The organism is Streptomyces longwoodensis (assembly GCF_001514125.1).
In the GTDB taxonomy this organism is placed as follows: Bacteria; Actinomycetota; Actinomycetes; order Streptomycetales; family Streptomycetaceae; genus Streptomyces; species Streptomyces longwoodensis.
In genome coordinates this window covers 40,549-57,585 of the sequence record NZ_KQ948564.1, presented here as the reverse complement: position 1 = coordinate 57,585, position 17,037 = coordinate 40,549, and the positions used below count along the sequence as shown (strand labels likewise).

The 17,037-nt window shown below is 73.6% G+C and carries 9 protein-coding genes and 1 pseudogene; all 10 read right to left on the bottom strand.

Going from position 1 to position 17,037, the window contains the following annotated elements; translation table 11 throughout:
- Positions 1 to 7: 7 nt before the first annotated feature.
- Positions 8 to 1,030, bottom strand: coding sequence for a Gfo/Idh/MocA family protein (locus tag AQJ30_RS32690; protein WP_067241143.1), 1,023 nt, complete (start codon positions 1,028 to 1,030; stop codon positions 8 to 10).
- Entirely contained in the window at positions 1,027 to 2,142 is a 1,116-nt protein-coding gene (locus AQJ30_RS32685; RefSeq protein WP_107119760.1) for a DegT/DnrJ/EryC1/StrS family aminotransferase, read from the bottom strand. Before AQJ30_RS32685 ends, AQJ30_RS32690 begins: the two co-directional genes overlap by 4 nt.
- Positions 2,143 to 2,594: 452 nt before the next feature.
- Entirely contained in the window at positions 2,595 to 6,902 is a 4,308-nt protein-coding gene (locus AQJ30_RS32680) for a ribonuclease E/G (RefSeq protein ID WP_067241140.1), read from the bottom strand.
- A 280-nt stretch (positions 6,903 to 7,182) separates the two neighbouring features.
- Positions 7,183 to 7,965 carry a TIGR03936 family radical SAM-associated protein gene (locus AQJ30_RS32675; RefSeq protein ID WP_067241139.1) on the bottom strand — a complete coding sequence of 261 codons (783 nt, stop codon included), beginning with the start codon at positions 7,963 to 7,965 and terminating at the stop codon, positions 7,183 to 7,185.
- A gap of 46 nt (positions 7,966 to 8,011) precedes the next feature.
- Positions 8,012 to 9,106 (bottom strand): hypothetical protein, encoded by a 1,095-nt coding sequence (locus tag AQJ30_RS32670; RefSeq protein WP_425424176.1) that lies wholly within the window; start codon positions 9,104 to 9,106, stop codon positions 8,012 to 8,014.
- A 295-nt stretch (positions 9,107 to 9,401) separates the two neighbouring features.
- Positions 9,402 to 9,536 (bottom strand): annotated as a pseudogene (locus AQJ30_RS40145) (PAS domain-containing protein); the annotation flags it as partial.
- A 292-nt stretch (positions 9,537 to 9,828) separates the two neighbouring features.
- Positions 9,829 to 11,778 carry a TIGR03960 family B12-binding radical SAM protein gene (locus tag AQJ30_RS32665; RefSeq protein WP_067241137.1) on the bottom strand — a complete coding sequence of 650 codons (1,950 nt, stop codon included), beginning with the start codon at positions 11,776 to 11,778 and terminating at the stop codon, positions 9,829 to 9,831.
- A gap of 78 nt (positions 11,779 to 11,856) precedes the next feature.
- Positions 11,857 to 13,386, bottom strand: a complete 1,530-nt coding sequence (locus tag AQJ30_RS32660) for a CYTH and CHAD domain-containing protein (RefSeq protein WP_067241136.1) — start codon at positions 13,384 to 13,386, stop codon at positions 11,857 to 11,859.
- A gap of 75 nt (positions 13,387 to 13,461) precedes the next feature.
- Positions 13,462 to 14,661: a rod shape-determining protein RodA gene (gene rodA / locus AQJ30_RS32655; RefSeq protein ID WP_067241134.1), complete on the bottom strand. Its 1,200-nt coding sequence runs from the start codon at positions 14,659 to 14,661 to the stop codon at positions 13,462 to 13,464.
- The gene (mrdA, locus tag AQJ30_RS32650) at positions 14,658 to 16,943 is read right to left on the bottom strand and encodes a penicillin-binding protein 2 (protein ID WP_067241133.1); all 2,286 of its coding nucleotides are present in this window, start codon (positions 16,941 to 16,943) and stop codon (positions 14,658 to 14,660) included. Before mrdA ends, rodA begins: the two co-directional genes overlap by 4 nt.
- Between the last annotated feature and the right edge of the window lie 94 nt (positions 16,944 to 17,037).

Here is a 17,037-nt window from a genome sequence, read left to right as displayed (position 1 = left end):
GTGAATCTCAGGTACCACTGGTCGACAGGTCCTCCGGCTGAAGGCTGACACTCCTCAGGCCCATCGCCGACTCGAGCACCGCCGCCGCCACCTCGACCGTCCGCATGCCCTGGCGGAGGGTACAGATGTCGGCGGGCTTGCCGAGCACGGCGTCCCGGAACAGTTCGTGCTCGACCTGGAGCGGCTCCCGCTTCGGTATGGCGTACCGAATCATGTCACCTTCGGAGACGCCCCGGAACGCCCGGAGGGCTTCCCACTCGGTCGCGACGGCCGCGTTGGAGTGGAACGTGAGGTCGGCCGTGAGGGTGTCAGCGATGAAGCAGCCGCGCTCGCCGGTCACCGAGGTGAACCGCTCCTTGAGCGGGCTCAGCCAGTTGACCAGGTGGTTGACCATCGTGCCGTCGTCCAGGCGGCCGACCGCGGAGACCATGTCCTCGTGCTCGCGGCCGCTCTTGGAGACGGTGTGGGCGGCGATCGACACGTACTGGCGGCCCGTCACCCATCCGGTGAGGTCGATGTCGTGGGTGGCGAGGTCCTTGACCACGCCGACGTCCGCGATGCGGTGCGGGAACGGGCCCTGACGACGGGTGACGACCTGGTAGACGTCGCCCAGTTCGCCGGCCTCCAGGCGGGCGCGCAGCGAACGCAGCGCCGGGTTGCACCGCTCGATGTGGCCGACGCCGGCCACCAGACCGCGGGACTCGAACGCCTGCACGAGCCGGCGCGCACCCTCGACGGTGTCGGCGACCGGCTTCTCCACCAGCGCGCACACGCCGGCCTCGGCGAGCTGGAGGCCGACCTCCTCGTGCAGCGCGGTGGGGCAGGCCACGACCGCGTAGTCGATGCCGAGCGCGATGAGCTCCTCGACGGTGCTCAGCACGGGCGCGCCCTGCGCGGCGCCGTACTTGTCACCGAACGGGTCGACGACGCCGACGAAGTCGACGCCCTCCAGACCGGCGAGGACACGGGCGTGGTGCCGGCCCATCGATCCCAGGCCGACGAGGCCGGCCCGCAGCGGCTTGGTGGTCACAGCTGCTCCCCCAGGGCGTTCACGGCGGTGACGATGCGGTCCAGGTCCTCGCGGCTCAGGGCGGGGTGGACCGGGAGGGACACGACCTCGGCGGCGGCGCGCTCGGTCTCGGGCAGGTCCCAGGTGCGGCCGGCCTTCTGGTCCGGCTCCCAGTACGGCTTCAGCCGGTGGATCGGCGTCGGGTAGTACACCGCGTTGCCGACGCCCGCCTCGGTGAGCTTCGCCATGGCGGCGTCGCGGTCGCCGAGGATGCGCACCGTGTACTGGTGGAAGATGTGCCGGGCACCCTCGGCGATCGTGGGCGTGACCACGTTCGCCGCGGAGATGTGCTCGGTGAGGTAGGCCGCGTTGGCGTTGCGCTGCTCGGTCCAGCCGGCCAGCTTGGTCAGCTGCACCCGGCCGACGGCGGCGGACACGTCGGTCATGCGGACGTTGGCGCCGACGATCTCGTTGGCGTAGCGCTGCTCCATGCCCTGGTTGCGCAGCAGGCGCAGGGTGCGGGCGAGCTGGGCGTCGGCCGTGGTGACCATGCCGCCCTCGAGGCTGTGCATGTTCTTGGTCGGGTAGAAACTGAAGGTGCCCGCGGCGCCGAACGCGCCGACCGGGGTGCCGTTCAGCGCGGCCGCGTGCGCCTGGCAGGCGTCCTCCACGACGGCGAGGTCGTGCTGCTGCGCGATCGCCATGATGCGGTCCATCGCGGCCGGGTGGCCGTACAGGTGGACCGGCATGATCGCCGCGGTGCGCGGCGTGATGGCGGCCTCCACGGCGGCCGGGTCCAGGCAGTACGAGTCGGCCTCGATGTCCACGAAGACGACGTCGGCGCCGACCAGCCGGACCGCGTTGGCGGAGGCGGCGAAGGAGAAGGACGGGACGATGACCTCGTCACCGGGGCCGATGCCCAGGCCCAGCAGGGTCAGGTGCAGCGCGGAGGTGCCGGAGTTGACGGCCACGCAGTGGCGTCCCTCGACCAGCTCCGAGAACTCCTCCTCGAAGGCGGCGACCTCCGGGCCCTGGACGACCCTTCCGCTGCGCAGGACGCGCACGGCGGCCTCGATCTCCGCCTCGTCGATCACGGGCTTTGCGGCCGGTATGAACGCGTGGGCGTCGGTCATCGACATCCCTTCCTCTACGGCGACCTCGTAGGTGCCTCTTCATGCAGGGTCGGGAAGGGACCGTGTCGAGCACGGCACGTCCGCTCCCCTGGGGAGTCCGCCGGCACCTGTCGGGCGGCGAACGGCTTGTGCACAGACCCCGCCCCCGAAGGGTTCCTTGCGGGAAGACAGCCGTATCCGGGATTCAGGACCGGACGTGCTCAGCGGCTGCGGTCCGGGCATGCTCGACTCGGGCGGCCAGGACCGCAGTTCACGTTACCAGCACGGGCCCGCGAGTTTTCCCCGGGGTTACCACAGCGAGACCCACCGGGTGCGTGCGGTGGCTCACAGACGGAACGCATGGTGACCGCGCCATGGACGCAATGTTACGACCCCCGGACGGTCCCCGCACGGCCGGAGCGGCCGCCGCCCCCGGGCCCGGATCGAGGGATCCGGGCCCGGGGGCCGCCGGGTCAGTCCTCCGTCGAGGCGGACACCGACGGGGCGCTCTGCTCCGCCGCCACGGTCTTCTTGGCGGTCGCCTTGGCCGCCTTCTTGGCCGTGGTCTTCTTGGCGGCCGTCTTCTTCGCGGCGGTCTTGGTGGCCGTCGTCTTCTTGGTGGCGGCCTTCTTCGCCGTGGCCTTCTTGGCGGTCTTGCGGGCCGTCTTCTTGGCCGGGGCCGCCTCCGCCTCGTCGGCGGCCGGGGCCTCCGGCGCCTCGGAGGTGCCGGACGCGTCAGCCGTCCCGGACGCCGACGGGACCACCACGACCGCGGTCTCCACGGGCGCGGTGGGCGCCGTGGCCTTGCGGACCGCGCGGCGCCGCGGGCGGGCCGGGGCCGCGCTGTCGGCGACCGGCTCGGCGGCCGGCTCGGCAGCGGGGGCCTCGGCGACCGGTTCGGCCGCGGCCTGCGGCTGCTCCGCCGGGGCCTCGGGCTCCTGCGGCGCGGCGGCCGGCTCGGTGACCGTCACCACGGCGGCCTCCGCTCCCGCCGGCGAACCGGCCGGGGCGGTCGCCTTGCGGGTGGCGCGACGGCGCGTACGGCCCTTGGGCGCGGCGTCCTCGGCGGTCTGCTCCGGCGCCGCCGGGGCCTCGACGACCGGGTCCTCCACGGCGACCGGCTCGGCGTGCGCCCCGGTGGCCTCGGCCGGCACCACCGGGCGCTCGGCCTCCGCCTCGGCGGTGACGTCCTGCGCGGTGGGCGCGTCGGCCGTGGCCGGCGTGGCCGCGACCTCCGCGGTGCCCGCCCGCCTCGGCGTGCCCGCAGGGGCCGACGCGCGACGGCTCGTCCGACGGCGCGACCGGCCGCGGGAGGCGGCCGCCTCGGCCTCGGCGACGCTGCTGTACAGCTCCTCGTCCGGGGCGAAGTCCGGCGAGGGCAGCGCGACCGGCTCGCTCACGCGCTCCGTGTCGGTCTCCGCCGACGCCGACCCGGCGACCTCGAGGGCCTCGGGGGCCTCGGTCACCTCGGCGACGGCCTCGTGCTCGTGGCCGTGCTCGTGGCCGTGCTCGTGCTCGTGGTCGTGGCTGTCGCCGCCGCGCCCGCGCTTCTTGCGCTTGCCGCCGCCGCCACCGCCGGTGGTGGACGGCTGGTCGAGGTGGACGATGACCCCGCGCCCGTTGCAGTGGACGCAGGTCTCCGAGAACGACTCCAGCAGGCCCTGGCCGACCCGCTTGCGGGTCATCTGGACCAGGCCCAGCGAGGTGACCTCGGCGACCTGGTGCTTGGTGCGGTCCCGGCCCAGGCACTCCAGCAGGCGCCGCAGCACCAGGTCCCGGTTCTGCTCCAGCACCATGTCGATGAAGTCGATCACGATGATGCCGCCGAGGTCGCGCAGCCGCAGCTGGCGCACGATCTCCTCGGCCGCCTCCAGGTTGTTCCTGGTGACCGTCTCCTCGAGGTTGCCGCCCTGACCGGTGAACTTGCCGGTGTTGACGTCGACGACGACCATCGCCTCGGTCCGGTCGATCACCAGCGAACCGCCGCTGGGCAGCCAGACCTTGCGGTCGAGGGCCTTGGCCAGCTGCTCGTCGATCCGGTAGGTGGCGAAGACGTCGACGTCGGAGGTCCACCTGGACAGGCGGTCGGCGAGGTCCGGCGCGACGTGCGCGACGTACCCGTGGATCGTCTGCCAGGCCTCGTCACCGCTGACGACGACCTTGGTGAAGTCCTCGTTGAAGATGTCGCGCACGACCCGGACGGTCATGTCCGGCTCGCCGTACAGCAGCGTCGGGGCGTTGCCGTTCTTCGCCTTCTTCTGGATGTCCTCCCACTGCGCCTGCAGCCGCTCGACGTCGCGGCGCAGCTCGTCCTCGCTCGCGCCCTCGGCGGCGGTGCGCACGATGACGCCCGCGTCCTCGGGGACGATCTTCTTGAGGATCGTCTTCAACCGCGCCCGCTCGGTGTCGGGCAGCTTGCGGCTGATGCCCGTCATCGAACCCTCGGGCACGTAGACGAGGTAGCGGCCCGGCAGGGAGACCTGGCTGGTCAGCCGGGCGCCCTTGTGGCCGATCGGGTCCTTGGTCACCTGGACCAGGACCGGCTGGCCGGACTTCAGGGCGGCCTCGATGCGCCGGGGGCCGTTGGCCATGCCGAGCGCCTCGAAGTTGACCTCACCGGCGTACAGGACGGCGTTGCGGCCCTTGCCGATGTCGATGAAGGCGGCCTCCATCGACGGCAGCACGTTCTGGACCCGGCCCAGGTAGACGTTGCCGACGTACGACGTCGACTGCTCCTTGTTGACGTAGTGCTCGACGAGCACGCCGTCCTCCAGGACGCCGATCTGCGTGCGGTCGCCGTGCTGGCGGACGACCATCACGCGCTCGACGGCCTCGCGCCGGGCCAGGAACTCGGCCTCGGTGATGATCGGCACCCGGCGGCGGCCCTGCTCGCGGCCCTCGCGGCGGCGCTGCTTCTTGGCCTCCAGACGGGTCGAGCCCTTGATGGACTGGACCTCGTCGGACGGCTCGGCGGCCTTGCGCGGCTCGCGGACCTTGACGACGGTCCGCTCGGGGTCGTCGTCGGACGACTCGCCGTCGGAGCTGCCGTCACCGGCCCGGCGACGGCGGCGGCGCCGGCGCCGGCTGCCCGCGGTGGACGGGCCGGAGTCCTCGCCGTGCGCCTCCTCGGCGTCCTCTTCCTCCTGCTCGGCGGTGTCCTCGGCGTCCTGCGCGGCCTGCTCGGTGGCCTGCTCCTCGACGTCGGACTCGCCGTCCGTGCCCTCGGCGTCGCCCTCGCCCGCGTCACCGCGGCGGCGACGGCGGCCACCCCGGCGGCGGCGGCGCCGCGAACCGGTGTCCTCGTTGTCGTCGCCCTCGGCGCTGTCCTCGGCGTCGTCGGCGTCGTCGGCCTCGTCCGGCTCCTCGGTGTCGGGCTCGGGCCTGCGGGCGGTCTCCGGCGTCTGGAACGCGGGCTCGGGGGTCTCGTCACCCTGGGCCGCGCCGCGGCGACGGCGGCGGCGCCGGGAGCCGGCGGCCTGCTCCTCGGGCAGCTCCTCGGCCTCGGGGGCCTCGGGCTCGGTCACGGCGGCAGCGGCCTCGGCGGCAGCCCGCTCGGGCGTCTGGAAGCTCGGCTCGGCGAACACCGGCTGCTGGAACACGGCCACGGCGGGCCGGGCGGGCCTGCGCGGCGCGTCGTCCTCGCCGCCGCGCTCCCGGGCGCCCCGGGCGGGCTCGGAGAAGCCGACGGCGGCCTTGCGGACGACCCGGCGGCGGCCGCGGCGTCCGGTGGTCTCCTCGGCGGCCTGCTCCCGCTCGGCGGGGGCCTCGTCGGCGACGGGCGCCTGCGCGGCGGTGCCGGCGGCCTGCGCGGGGGTCGCGGAGGTGTCGGCGGGCACGTCGACGGCGGCCTCGGCGGCCTCCGCCTCGTCGGCGCGGGCGGCGGCGGTGTCCGGCGCGGACACGCGGCGGGTGGCCCGGCGGCGGGCACGGCGCGGAGCGGCGTCCTCGGCGGTGTCGGTGACGGCGGGGGCGGCGGGCGCCTCGGCGGTCTCCGGGGCGGCGGTCTCCGGGACGGCGGGCGCCTCCGGGGTGTCGACGGACTCGACGGCCTCGGCAGCCTTCGGCGCACCGGCGGGCGCGGACGCCCGGCGGGCGGCGCGACGGCGCGTGCGGGCCGGGGGCGCCGCCTCGTCGGCGGGGGTGGCCTCGGTGGACGGCGTCTCCGCCACGGCGGGCGCCTCGGTCCCGGCGGCCGCGGGCACGACCGTCTCTGCGGCCTCGGCGGCCTCGGCCGCTGCCGGGGCTCCGGCGGGCGCGGAGGCGCGGCGGGTGGCCCGGCGGCGCGAACGGCCGGCGGGTGCGGGCTCCTCGACGGGCTCGTCCGCGGGCCCGGAGGCCGCGACGGCCGGGGTCCCGGCGGCGGGGGCGCTCACCTCGGCGGTGGGGGCCGCCGCGGGCTCCACGGTCTCGGCGGACTCGGCGGCGGCCGGCCCGGTGGGCGCGGAGGCCCGGCGGGTGACCCGGCGCCGGGCGCGGCGCGGCGCCGCCTCCTCGTCGGAGGCGGCGGGGGCCGCGGCGTCGGCGGCCTGCGGCGTGTCGGCGGGTGCGGAGGTGTCCGGCACCGCGGCGGTCACGGAGGCCTCCTCGGCCTCGTCCGTCTCGGTGTCCCCCTCGGCGGCCACGGCCGGCAGGGCGGTCTCCGCGGGTGCCCCGGAGCCCCCGGCCGGCGGACCGGCCGGGCGCGAAGCGGCCCTGCGCCGACGACGCGGCGGCAGGGTGTCGCTGGGGGTGTTGTCCTCGGAGCCCGTGGTGGACTCGGTGGGTTCGGTCGGCTCGAGCATGCGGGCGTTTCTCCCGTCAGGCTCCCGGGCGCCGCACCTGGTCCGGCGTCGATCCTGGGATCGACCACCGGTGACGTCCGCGGCTCGCGCGATGCGCGGTGCCGCCGTCCGGGGCGCGGGCGCCGCACGGGAGCTCTCTGTGTCCTGTCTCGCCGGTTCCGTACGCCGATTTGCGTACGGCCTGGCGAAAGTCTTCAAGTCTTCTGTCGGTGCGCTGCCCGACCCAGGTGGCTCCCGAGTCCGAGGGCGGCGCTACGACGTCCGTCCTTCGCGGGACCTTCTACGCCGGCACCGACGCGGCGGCGGCGCGATCGGCCGTGTTCAGGGCCGTCGCCGCCTCGCGGTCGGGCGCGAGCGGGTCGGTCACCGTGCCGGTCTCTTCATCGAGCAGCCCCTGCGCCAGCCTGGTCACCGCTGCGGGGACCGGCGGCGCCAGGTCGGCCACGGCGCGGAGACCGGACAGGACGTCGTCGGGTCGAACGGCAGGCGTCACGTGCCGAACAACCAGCCGCAGTATCGCACAGGGCTGGTCGCTCGGCCTATCAGCCCGCGAACTGTGCGTTTCCGTCGCGGGCAGGCTCTGCAGGTCCACCACGGCGGAACGGGCGTCGAACGTGCGGACGCCGTTCTTGGTGAGGCGCTGCACCTCGACGGTCCCGGCCGCCCGGAAGGCGGCCACCGCGCGGTCGGCGTCGGCCGGGTCCACGCCGTCGAGCCGCAGCTCCCACACGGAAGCCGTCAGCCGGTCGGCGAGCCCCGACGTGTGCGCCTCGACCGCCTCGACCACGTCGAGCCCGGGGGGCAGCGACTCGTCGAGGAGGACGCGCAGCGTCTCGGGGTCACGCGCCGCGGTGAGCGCGATCTCCAGGTACTCCGCCTCACTGCCCGTGCCGGTGGGTGCGGCATTGGCGTACGACACCTTCGGGTGCGGCGTGAAGCCGGCCGAGTAGGCCATCGGCACCTCGGCACGGCGCAACGCACGCTCGAAGGCGCGCTGGAAGTCACGGTGGCTGGTGAACCGGAGGCGGCCGCGCTTGGTGTAGCGCAGTCGGATGCGCTGCACCGCGGGTGCGGGCGGCGGGCCTTCGGGCTGTCGCTTGCCCAGTGTCCTAGTCCTTCGTGAGATGCGTGAGTGCGGTGGTACTGCCATCAAGAGTACGTCCCGCGGGCCGCCGGGGTTCCCGGGAGGCCGGGGCGTCCCCCTGCGGGTGTTCCCCGAACAGCGCGCGACGAACATCGGCGCGGGCCTGCCGGACGGTCTCCCGGGCCGCGGCGACGGCCTGCCGGGCGGCCCGTCCGGCACCGCGCGCGGCCTCCGCGACGGGCCGCAGCACGGCGTCCCGCACGACGTGGCCCAGCGGGGTGAGCACGCCGCGGTACACCCACCGCACCGGTTCCACGACGACCCACCGGAAGAGGGCCGCCAGGAACCGGCCGACGGCCACCGAGACGTACCCGGCGACCCGCCAGGCGTGCCCGAGGGCCTCCCCCACCTCGCGCCCCACGACCAGGAGGGCCCGTCCGACGGGCACGAGCACCCACCGCCAGACCGCCACCGCGGGCACGATCACGAGGATGCGGCCGACCCGGAGGAGCGCTGTCACGCCCCCGGCGACGATCACCGCCGCGAGCCAGGCCACGCCCCGCGCGCACCGTGCGAGGGCACGACCGGCCGGGGTGAGCACGCGGGCGTACAGCCAGACGGCGGGCACGACGACGAGGTACCGCACGAGCCACCGCACCGGCACGACGACGAGGTACCGGACCGCCCACGCCACCGGTACGACCACCAGGTACCGCACGAGCCACACGGTGCCGGTCCACAGGCCGGCCCCGACGGCGGCGAGGACGGCGCCGACGCTCCCGAGCAGCCACAGCGCGCCCCGCCCCACGGGCGTGAGCACGCGCGCGTACAACCACGCCAGCCCCCGCCCCAGGGGTGCGAGCAGGTACCGCCGGACCCACCCGGCCGGCACCACGACGAGCACCCGCGCCAGCCACGCGAGCCCGCGCCCGGCCGGTACCAGCCCCCACCGCCACAGCGCGACGAACGGCCACACGCACACCCCCCGCGCCAGCCACGCCAGCGCCCGCCCGGCCGGACGGCCCACCGTGCGGTACAGGAACCGCCCGGCGGCGGCCAGCGCGTCCCAGGCCATCCGCACCGGCACGACCAGCACCAGCGCGACGATCCGCACGGGCATCCGGATCGCGACGACGAGACAGCCTCCGGACGCCCCGGACGCCCCGGCCCCGCCCGGCCCCCGACCGGACGGCTGCGCCGGCCGCTTCTCCCGCTCCACGTGGTCCATACCGACGTAGACGCGGCGGGGGGCGGGACGGATGCAGGCCGGCGGAGCCGTCCGGTCGGGGGCCGGCTCGCGGCGCGCGCGTCGGCCTCAGGCCGGTGCCCCGGGGGTCGTCGGGCGGAGGGCGAGGAGGGCGACGTCGTCCGTGGTGTCGGCGCCGAACGCGATGACCAGCACCGAGGATGCGGGACTCGCCGGTCAGCAGCAGCGAGGTGAAGGCGGTCAGGTGGCGGTGGCGCAGGTGCTCGGGCATCAGCACGGTCAGGCGCTGGCCGACGAGCTCGTGCGGCTGCCAGCCGACCAGGGCCGCCGCAGCCTCGTTCACCGCGATGATCCGGTTGCGGTCGTCGGCGGTCCGGCCGCCGGTCGGCGACCCCCATGTGGGTCCAGCCGTCGACCGTGCAGGACCGGACCTCCGCCTCGGTCCGCGCGTGCAGGACCACGTTGGTCACCAGCTCACCGGCCAGCGGCGCGGCGGTCTCCACCAGGTCCGGGTCGGCACCGTCGAGCGCCGACCGTACGAACGAGCGGGCCGCCGCGACGTTCTCCGGCTCGGGAGCCGGACGCCACGACGGCACGCCGGGGGGCGGACGAACGCCTCAGTCGAGGCGCGTCCCTCAGTGCGTGTGCCCGCTGCCCGCCGGCTGCTTCACCGTCAGCGGCAGCAGCTTCTTGCCCGTCGGGCCGATCTGGATCTGGGTGTCCATCGCCGGGCAGACACCGCAGTCGAAGCACGGCGTCCAGCGGCAGTCGTCGACCTCGGTCTCGTCGAGGGCGTCCTGCCAGTCCTCCCAGAGCCAGTCCTTGTCCAGACCGGAGTCGAGGTGGTCCCAGGGCAGGACCTCCTCGTAGCCGCGCTCGCGGGTGGTGTACCAGTCGACGTCCACGCCGAACGGGACCAGCGCCTTCCCGGCGCACGCCATCCAGCGGTCGTACGAGAAGTGCTCGCGCCAGCCGTCGAAGCGGCCGCCGTCCTCGTAGACCGCCCGGATGACCGCGCCGATCCGGCGGTCGCCCCGGGACAGCAGGCCCTCGACGATGCCGGGCTTGCCGTCGTGGTAGCGGAAGCCGATCGAGCGGCCGTACTTCTTGTCGCCGCGGATCTTGTCGCGCAGCTTGGCCAGGCGGGCGTCGGTCTCCTCGGCGGAGAGCTGGGGCGCCCACTGGAACGGCGTGTGCGGCTTGGGCACGAACCCGCCGATGGAGACCGTGCAGCGGATGTCGTTGGCGCCGGAGACCTCGCGGCCCTTCTGGATCACGCGGGTCGCCATGTCGGCGATCTGCAGGACGTCCTCGTCGGTCTCGGTGGGCAGGCCGCACATGAAGTACAGCTTCACCTGGCGCCAGCCGTTGCCGTAGGCCGTGGCGACCGTCCTGATCAGGTCCTCTTCCGAGACCATCTTGTTGATGACCTTGCGCATGCGCTCCGAGCCGCCCTCGGGGGCGAACGTCAGGCCGGAGCGGCGGCCGTTGCGGGTCAGCTCGTTGGCCAGGTCGACGTTGAAGGCGTCGACCCGCGTGGACGGCAGGGACAGGCCGATCTTGTCGTCCTCGTAGCGGTCCGCGAGGCCCTTGGCGATGTCGCCGATCTCCGAGTGGTCCGCGGAGGACAGGGAGAGCAGGCCGACCTCCTCGAAGCCGGTCGCCTTGAGGCCCTTCTCGACCATGTCGCCGATGCCCGTGATGGAGCGCTCGCGCACCGGGCGGGTGATCATGCCGGCCTGGCAGAAGCGGCAGCCGCGGGTGCAGCCGCGGAAGATCTCCACCGACATCCGCTCGTGCACCGTCTCGGCCAGCGGCACCAGGGGCTGCTTGGGGTAGGGCCACTCGTCGAGGTCCATCACCGTGTGCTTGGACACCCGCCACGGCACGCCCGACCGGTTCGGCACGACACGGGCGATCCGGCCGTCCGGCAGGTACTCCACGTCGTAGAAGCGCGGGATGTACACCCCGCCCGTGCGCGCCAGGCGGAACAGGACCTCCTCGCGGCCGCCGGGCCGGCCCTCGGCCTTCCACTCCCGCACGATCCGCGTGATGTCGAGGACGGCCTGCTCGCCGTCGCCGATCACGGCCGCGTCGATGAAGTCGGCGATCGGCTCCGGGTTGAACGCGGCGTGCCCGCCGGCCAGGACGATCGGGTCGTCGACCGTGCGCTCGCGGGCCTCGAGCGGGATGCCCGCGAGGTCCAGCGCGGCCAGCATGTTCGTGTAGCCCAGCTCGGTCGAGAAGGACAGGCCGAACACGTCGAAGGCCTTCACCGGGCGGTGGCTGTCCACGGTGAACTGCGGGACGCCGTGCTCCCGCATGAGGGCCTCCAGGTCCGGCCACACGCTGTAGGTGCGCTCGGCGAGGACGCCCTCCTGCTCGTTGAGGACCTCGTAGAGGATCATGACGCCCTGGTTGGGCAGACCGACCTCGTAGGCGTCCGGGTACATCAGCGCCCAGCGGACGTCGCAGCCGTCCCAGTCCTTGACGGTGGAGTTGAGCTCGCCGCCCACGTACTGGATCGGCTTCTGCACATGCGGGAGCAAGGCTTCGAGCTGCGGGAAGACCGACTCGACAGACATCGCGGGATTACCTTCGTGAGCTGACAGGAGTGACCATCCAGCCTAACCCGCCCACGGGGCCCGCCCGACCGCCAGGCGTCACACCGCCGTCGTCCGCCGGACCTTCTCCCACCGCCCGGGCAGCGCCGCCTCGCTCACGGCCGCCCGGTGCTCCTCCCGGCCGTACAGCACGCCGTACGTGAACGCGCTCTCCCCCGCCGCGTGCGCGACGGCGGCCAGCTCGCCCAGGGTCGTCCGGGCCATCACGCTGTCCTGGTGCTCGCCCAGCACCTTCTGCACGGACTTGACGGCCTTCACCAGCTTCCTGGCCGGCGCACCGAGCGCCGGTTCGGCCGCCTCGGCCGCGTACCGGGTGCGCTTGGCCCGCTTGCGGGCCTCGTGCAGCGCCACGTCGCGGTCCTGGCCCGGGGGGAGCCACAGGGCCTCTTCGACCAGCACCGACAGCTTCCGTACGTCCTTGCGGACCGCCTTGGCGGCCACCTTCCGGGGCTTCGCGGCCGCCGCCCGGCGCAGCGGTGGGTCGGCGAGCAGGGCGTCCAGGGTGTCGAGCAGGGTCAGGTAGCGGCGGGAGTCGAGAACGGCGATCAGGTGCCGTCGGGAGCCGCCGTGCCGTTCCCGGGCCCAGCCGTGCAGCCGGTCGTGGACCGGGCCGGCGACGAGCGTGGCGGGCAGGTCGTCCAGGGCGGCGGTGAGGTGCGCGGTCAGCACCTCGCGGTCGCGGTCCACGCCCAGCTCACCGGCCAGCCACTTCAGCTCCGCGCCGACCGGGTCGGTGACGGCGCGGTCGAGGACCTTGGCGTAGCTGCGGAAGGCGCTGCGCGTGCGGCGGGTGGCGACCCGCATCCGGTGCACGGCGTCGGGCAGCTCCTGGCGGACGGCCGGGTCGAGCGCGACGATCGCGTCCCGCTGTTCGCGCAGGTAGGCCAGGACGTACTCACCGGCCGTGAGGTCACCGTCGGACGACTTCTTCTTCCGGCCGCCGCCCTTGCCGGAGCCGGCGTCGCGCGGGGCGGGGTCCGTCTCCTCCAACGCCCGCGCCAGCTTCGACGGGGACGACGCGGGCCGTACGCCCGCCTTGCGCAGCCGCTTGTCGACCTGGTCCAGGAAGGCCGGGTCGCCGCCGTCGGCCAGCTCGACCTCGATCTCGGTCCACTGCGCCGTGCCGCTGCCCCCGCTCAGCCGCTCGGCCCGCACCGTGTCCAGGCTGACCTCGGCGAGCAGCGCCCCGGAGGCGTCCACGAGGTGGCGCACGTCGCGCGCGGAGCGCAGCCGCACCACGGGCACCGGCTCGCCGTCCCGGACGCGGGAGCGCACGAGCGCGGCCAGGGCGGGCGGGAGGGTGTCGGACAGCGGGGCTCGGATCTCGTCCCGGACGCCCGGGGAGACGGGGAGCTTGAGGTGCCAGCCGGCGTCGGAGCCGCCGGTGCGGCGGCGCAGGGTGACGGAGGCGGCGGCGAGCCGCAGGTCGGGGGTGTCGTAGTAGGTGGCGTCCAGTTCGGCGACGCCCTGGTCGAGGACGGCCGCCACCCCCGCGACCCCGGTCAGGTCCGGGAGTCCGTTGTCGTCGGCTGCGTACTTGCGTTCGATCTCGCGCTTCGTCTCCGCCATGAGCCGACTCTAGTTCCGGCCGGCGCGCGACGGCAGTGCGCGGGCGGTGCGCCGGGCGTCTCCGGCGCACCGGCGTCACGCCGACAGGGGTCGCTGCACCTTGATCGACTGCAGCAGTCCGACCGCCACCCACACCGCGAACATCGACGTACCGCCGTACGACACGAACGGCAGCGGCAGGCCCGTGACCGGCATGATGCCGAGGGTCATGCCGACGTTCTCGAAGGACTGGAAGGCGAACCAGGCCACGATCCCCGCGGCGACCACCGTGCCGTACAGGTCGCTGGAGTCGCGGGCGATCCGGCAGGCCCGCCACAGCACCACACCGAGCAGCACGATGATCAGGCCGGCGCCGACGAAGCCCAGCTCCTCGCCCGCGACCGTGAAGACGAAGTCGGTCTGCTGCTCCGGCACGAACTGCCCGGTGGTCTGCGAGCCGTGGAACAGCCCGGCGCCGGTCAGCCCGCCCGAGCCGATGGCGATCCGGGCCTGGTTGGTGTTGTAGCCGACGCCCGCCGGGTCGAGCTCGGGGTTGGCGAAGGCGGCGAAGCGGGCGATCTGGTACTCGTCCAGGACGTGCAGCTGCCAGACCGCGATCGCGCCCAGGGCGCCCGCGCCGAGCAGGCCGAAGACCCAGCGGTTGGAGGCGCCGGAGGCCAGCAGCACGCCCAGCACGATGATCACCATGACCATGACCGAGCCCAGGTCGGGCATCAGCATCACGATCAGCATGGGCACCGCGGCCAGGCCCAGCGCCTGGAGCACCGTGCGGTGGTCGGGGTAGGGCTTGTCGCCCGCGTCGACCCGCGCCGACAGCAGCATCGCCATGCCGAGGATGATCGTGATCTTCACGAACTCCGAGGGCTGGAGCGAGAAGCCGCCGCCGAGCACGATCCAGGAGTGGGCGCCGTTGACGGTGGAGCCCAGCGGGGTGAGCACCAGCAGGATGCCGAGGACCGACAGGCCGTACAGGACCGGCACCGCGTTGCGCAGGGTGCGGTGGCCGAGCCAGATCGTGCCGATCATCAGGGCCAGCCCGATGCCGGTGTTCATGGCGTGCCGGATCAGGAAGTAGTACGGGTCGCCCTGGTTGATCTCGGTGCGGTTGCGGGTCGCGGAGAACACCAGCAGCGAGCCGATGGCGGACAGGGCGATCGCCGCGAGCAGTATCGGCCAGTCCAGCCGCCGGGCCATCGCGTCCCGGGCGAAGACCCGGGTCCAGCCGGCCCGCTCCGGGCCGTACCCCGAGACGGAGAATCCGTTCGCGCCGGTCATGTGCAGGCCCTCCGGCTTCCTCGCCCGCGTCCTCGTCGGCGCTGCCGGCGCCGGGTGTCGCGGTTGGTCGTCCCGGTCGACCCGGTGGTCGCCGCGGGCTGGGTCCCGTCGGGTGCGGCGGTCCCCTGCGAGGTGGCCTTCTGGGCGGCCTCCTCGTCGGCCAGGGCGTCCTTCGCCGGGTCCTTGGAGATCTTCGGCGAGGTGATCGAACCGTCCGCCTGGATCTTCGGCAGGGCGGTCTGCGGCGTGGGGAGCAGCGCCCTCTTCTGGTCGATCGAACCGTCCGCCTGGACGCCGTACATCGCGCTGTAGATGTTGCGCACGGCCTCACCGGAGGCGCCCGAACCCGTACCGGCCTGGGCGATGGTCATGATGACCGTGTAGTCCTTGGTGTAGGTGGCCAGCCACGACGTGGTCTGCTTGCCGTAGACCTCGGCCGTACCGGTCTTGGCGTGCAGCGGGATCTGCTCCTGCGGCCAGCCCGTGAACTTCCAGGCGGCCGTACCGCGCGTCACCACGCCCGCCAGGGCGGCGTCCATGCCCTTCAGGGTGGCCTTGGTGATCGGCAGCCTGCCCTGCTTCCGCGGCTTGATCTCGCTGACCGTCTTCCCGTCGGCGCTGACGATCGCCTTGCCGATGGTCGGGTGGTACATGGTGCCGCCGTTGGCGAGGGCGCCGTAGATCACGGCCTCCTGGATCGGCGTGACGAGGGTGTCGCCCTGGCCGATGGAGTAGTTGATCTCGTCACCGGCGCGCATCTTGTTGCCCTCGAGGCAGTTCTCGTACGCGATCTTCTCGACGTAGCTGCCGTCCTTCTTGCCGGTCCGGCACCAGGCGTCCTTGTTGGCCTTCCAGTAGCTCTCCTTCCACTGGCGGTCCGGGACGCGGCCGGTGACCTCGTTGGGCAGGTCGACGCCGGTCTCCTTGCCGAGGCCGAACTGGTGCGCCGCCTTGTAGAAGAAGTCCTTCGGCTCGCCCTTCTTCGGGTTGATGCCGCCGTCCTTCTTCCACTCGTTGTGCGCGAGGCCGTAGAAGACGGTGTCGCAGGACACCTCCAGGGCGCGGCCCAGCGAGATGGGGCCGAAGCTCTCGCCCTCGAAGTTGTTGAAGACCTGGCCGCCCACCGAGTAGGCGCTGGTGCAGGGGTAGTGGCCGTCGAACTCGTAGCCGGCCTCGACCGCGGCGGCCGTGGAGACCACCTTGAACGTCGAACCGGGCGCCGCCTGACCCTGTATGGCGCGGTTGAGCAGCGGGTAGTCGGACTTCTTGCCGGTGAGCTGGGCGTAGTCCTTGGCGGAGATGCCGCCCACCCACACGTTCGGGTCGTAGGTCGGTGCCGAGGCCATGGCCACGACCCGGCCCGTCTTGGCCTCCATCACCACGACCGCGCCGGAGTCCGCCTTGTAGTTGGTCCCGGTGATCTTGTCGAACTGCTGCCGGGCCTTCTTCATGGCGGTGTTGAGCTCGTACTCCGCGACCCGCTGCACGCGCGCGTCGATGCTGGTGACGAGGTTGGAGCCGGGCTCGGCCGGGGTCGCCTCGGCCTCGCCGATGACCCGGCCGAGGTTGTCCACCTCGTAGCGGGTGACGCCGGCCTTGCCGCGCAGCTGCTTGTCGTACTGGCGCTCCAGGCCGGAGCGGCCCACCTGGTCCGAGCGCAGGTACGGCGAGTCGGTGTCCTGCGCCTGCTGGATCTCGTCGTCGGTGACCGGCGAGAGGTAGCCGAGGACCTGCGCGGCGTTGGACTTGCCGGGTGCCGCGTACCGGCGCACGGCCTGCGGCTCGGCGCTGATGCCGGGGAAGTCCTCGGCGCGCTCGCGGATCTGCAGGGCCTGCTTGGGCGTGGCCTCGTCGGTGATGGGGATGGGCTGGTACGGCGAGCCGTTCCAGCAGGGCTGGGGGGTCTTGGCGTCGCACAGCCGGACCTTCATCATGACGTCGGCCGGGGCCATGCCGAGGACGCCGGCCAGCTTGGTCAGCACCGCCTTGCCGTCGTCCTTCTGCTTCAGCAGGTCGGTGCGGGAGGCGGAGACCACGAGCCGTGTCTCGTTGTCGGCGAGGGGCACTCCGCGCGCGTCCAGGATCGAGCCGCGCACGGCGGGGTCGACGACCTGCTGGACGTGGTTGCCCGAAGCCTCCTTGGCGTACGCCGCGCCCTCACGGATCTGGAGGTACCACAGGCGGCCGCCGAGGGTGCCGAGGAGGGAGAGGACGAGGATCTGGATCACGATGAGCCGGATCTGGACGCGTGGCGTCCGGCCGGTCTCGGGAATGTTGGTCACTGCGGCTGCCTCCCCCTCTCAACGCCGGTACGGATGTGCGGCCACTCGCGACCGCGTACGAATCATGAACGACGGGCCCGTGCGGCCCGGTTCC

Bases quoted from the DNA above. Each gene is read 5' to 3' on its own strand.
- AQJ30_RS32685 (WP_107119760.1), bottom strand. From the start codon at position 2,142: ATGACCGACGCCCACGCGTTCATACCGGCCGCAAAGCCCGTGATCGAC.
- AQJ30_RS32680 (WP_067241140.1), bottom strand. From the start codon at position 6,902: ATGCTCGAGCCGACCGAACCCACCGAGTCCACCACGGGCTCCGAGGAC.
- AQJ30_RS32670 (WP_425424176.1), bottom strand. From the start codon at position 9,106: ATGCCCGTGCGGATCGTCGCGCTGGTGCTGGTCGTGCCGGTGCGGATG.
- AQJ30_RS32665 (WP_067241137.1), bottom strand. From the start codon at position 11,778: ATGTCTGTCGAGTCGGTCTTCCCGCAGCTCGAAGCCTTGCTCCCGCAT.
- AQJ30_RS32660 (WP_067241136.1), bottom strand. From the start codon at position 13,386: ATGGCGGAGACGAAGCGCGAGATCGAACGCAAGTACGCAGCCGACGAC.
- rodA (WP_067241134.1), bottom strand. From the start codon at position 14,661: ATGACCGGCGCGAACGGATTCTCCGTCTCGGGGTACGGCCCGGAGCGG.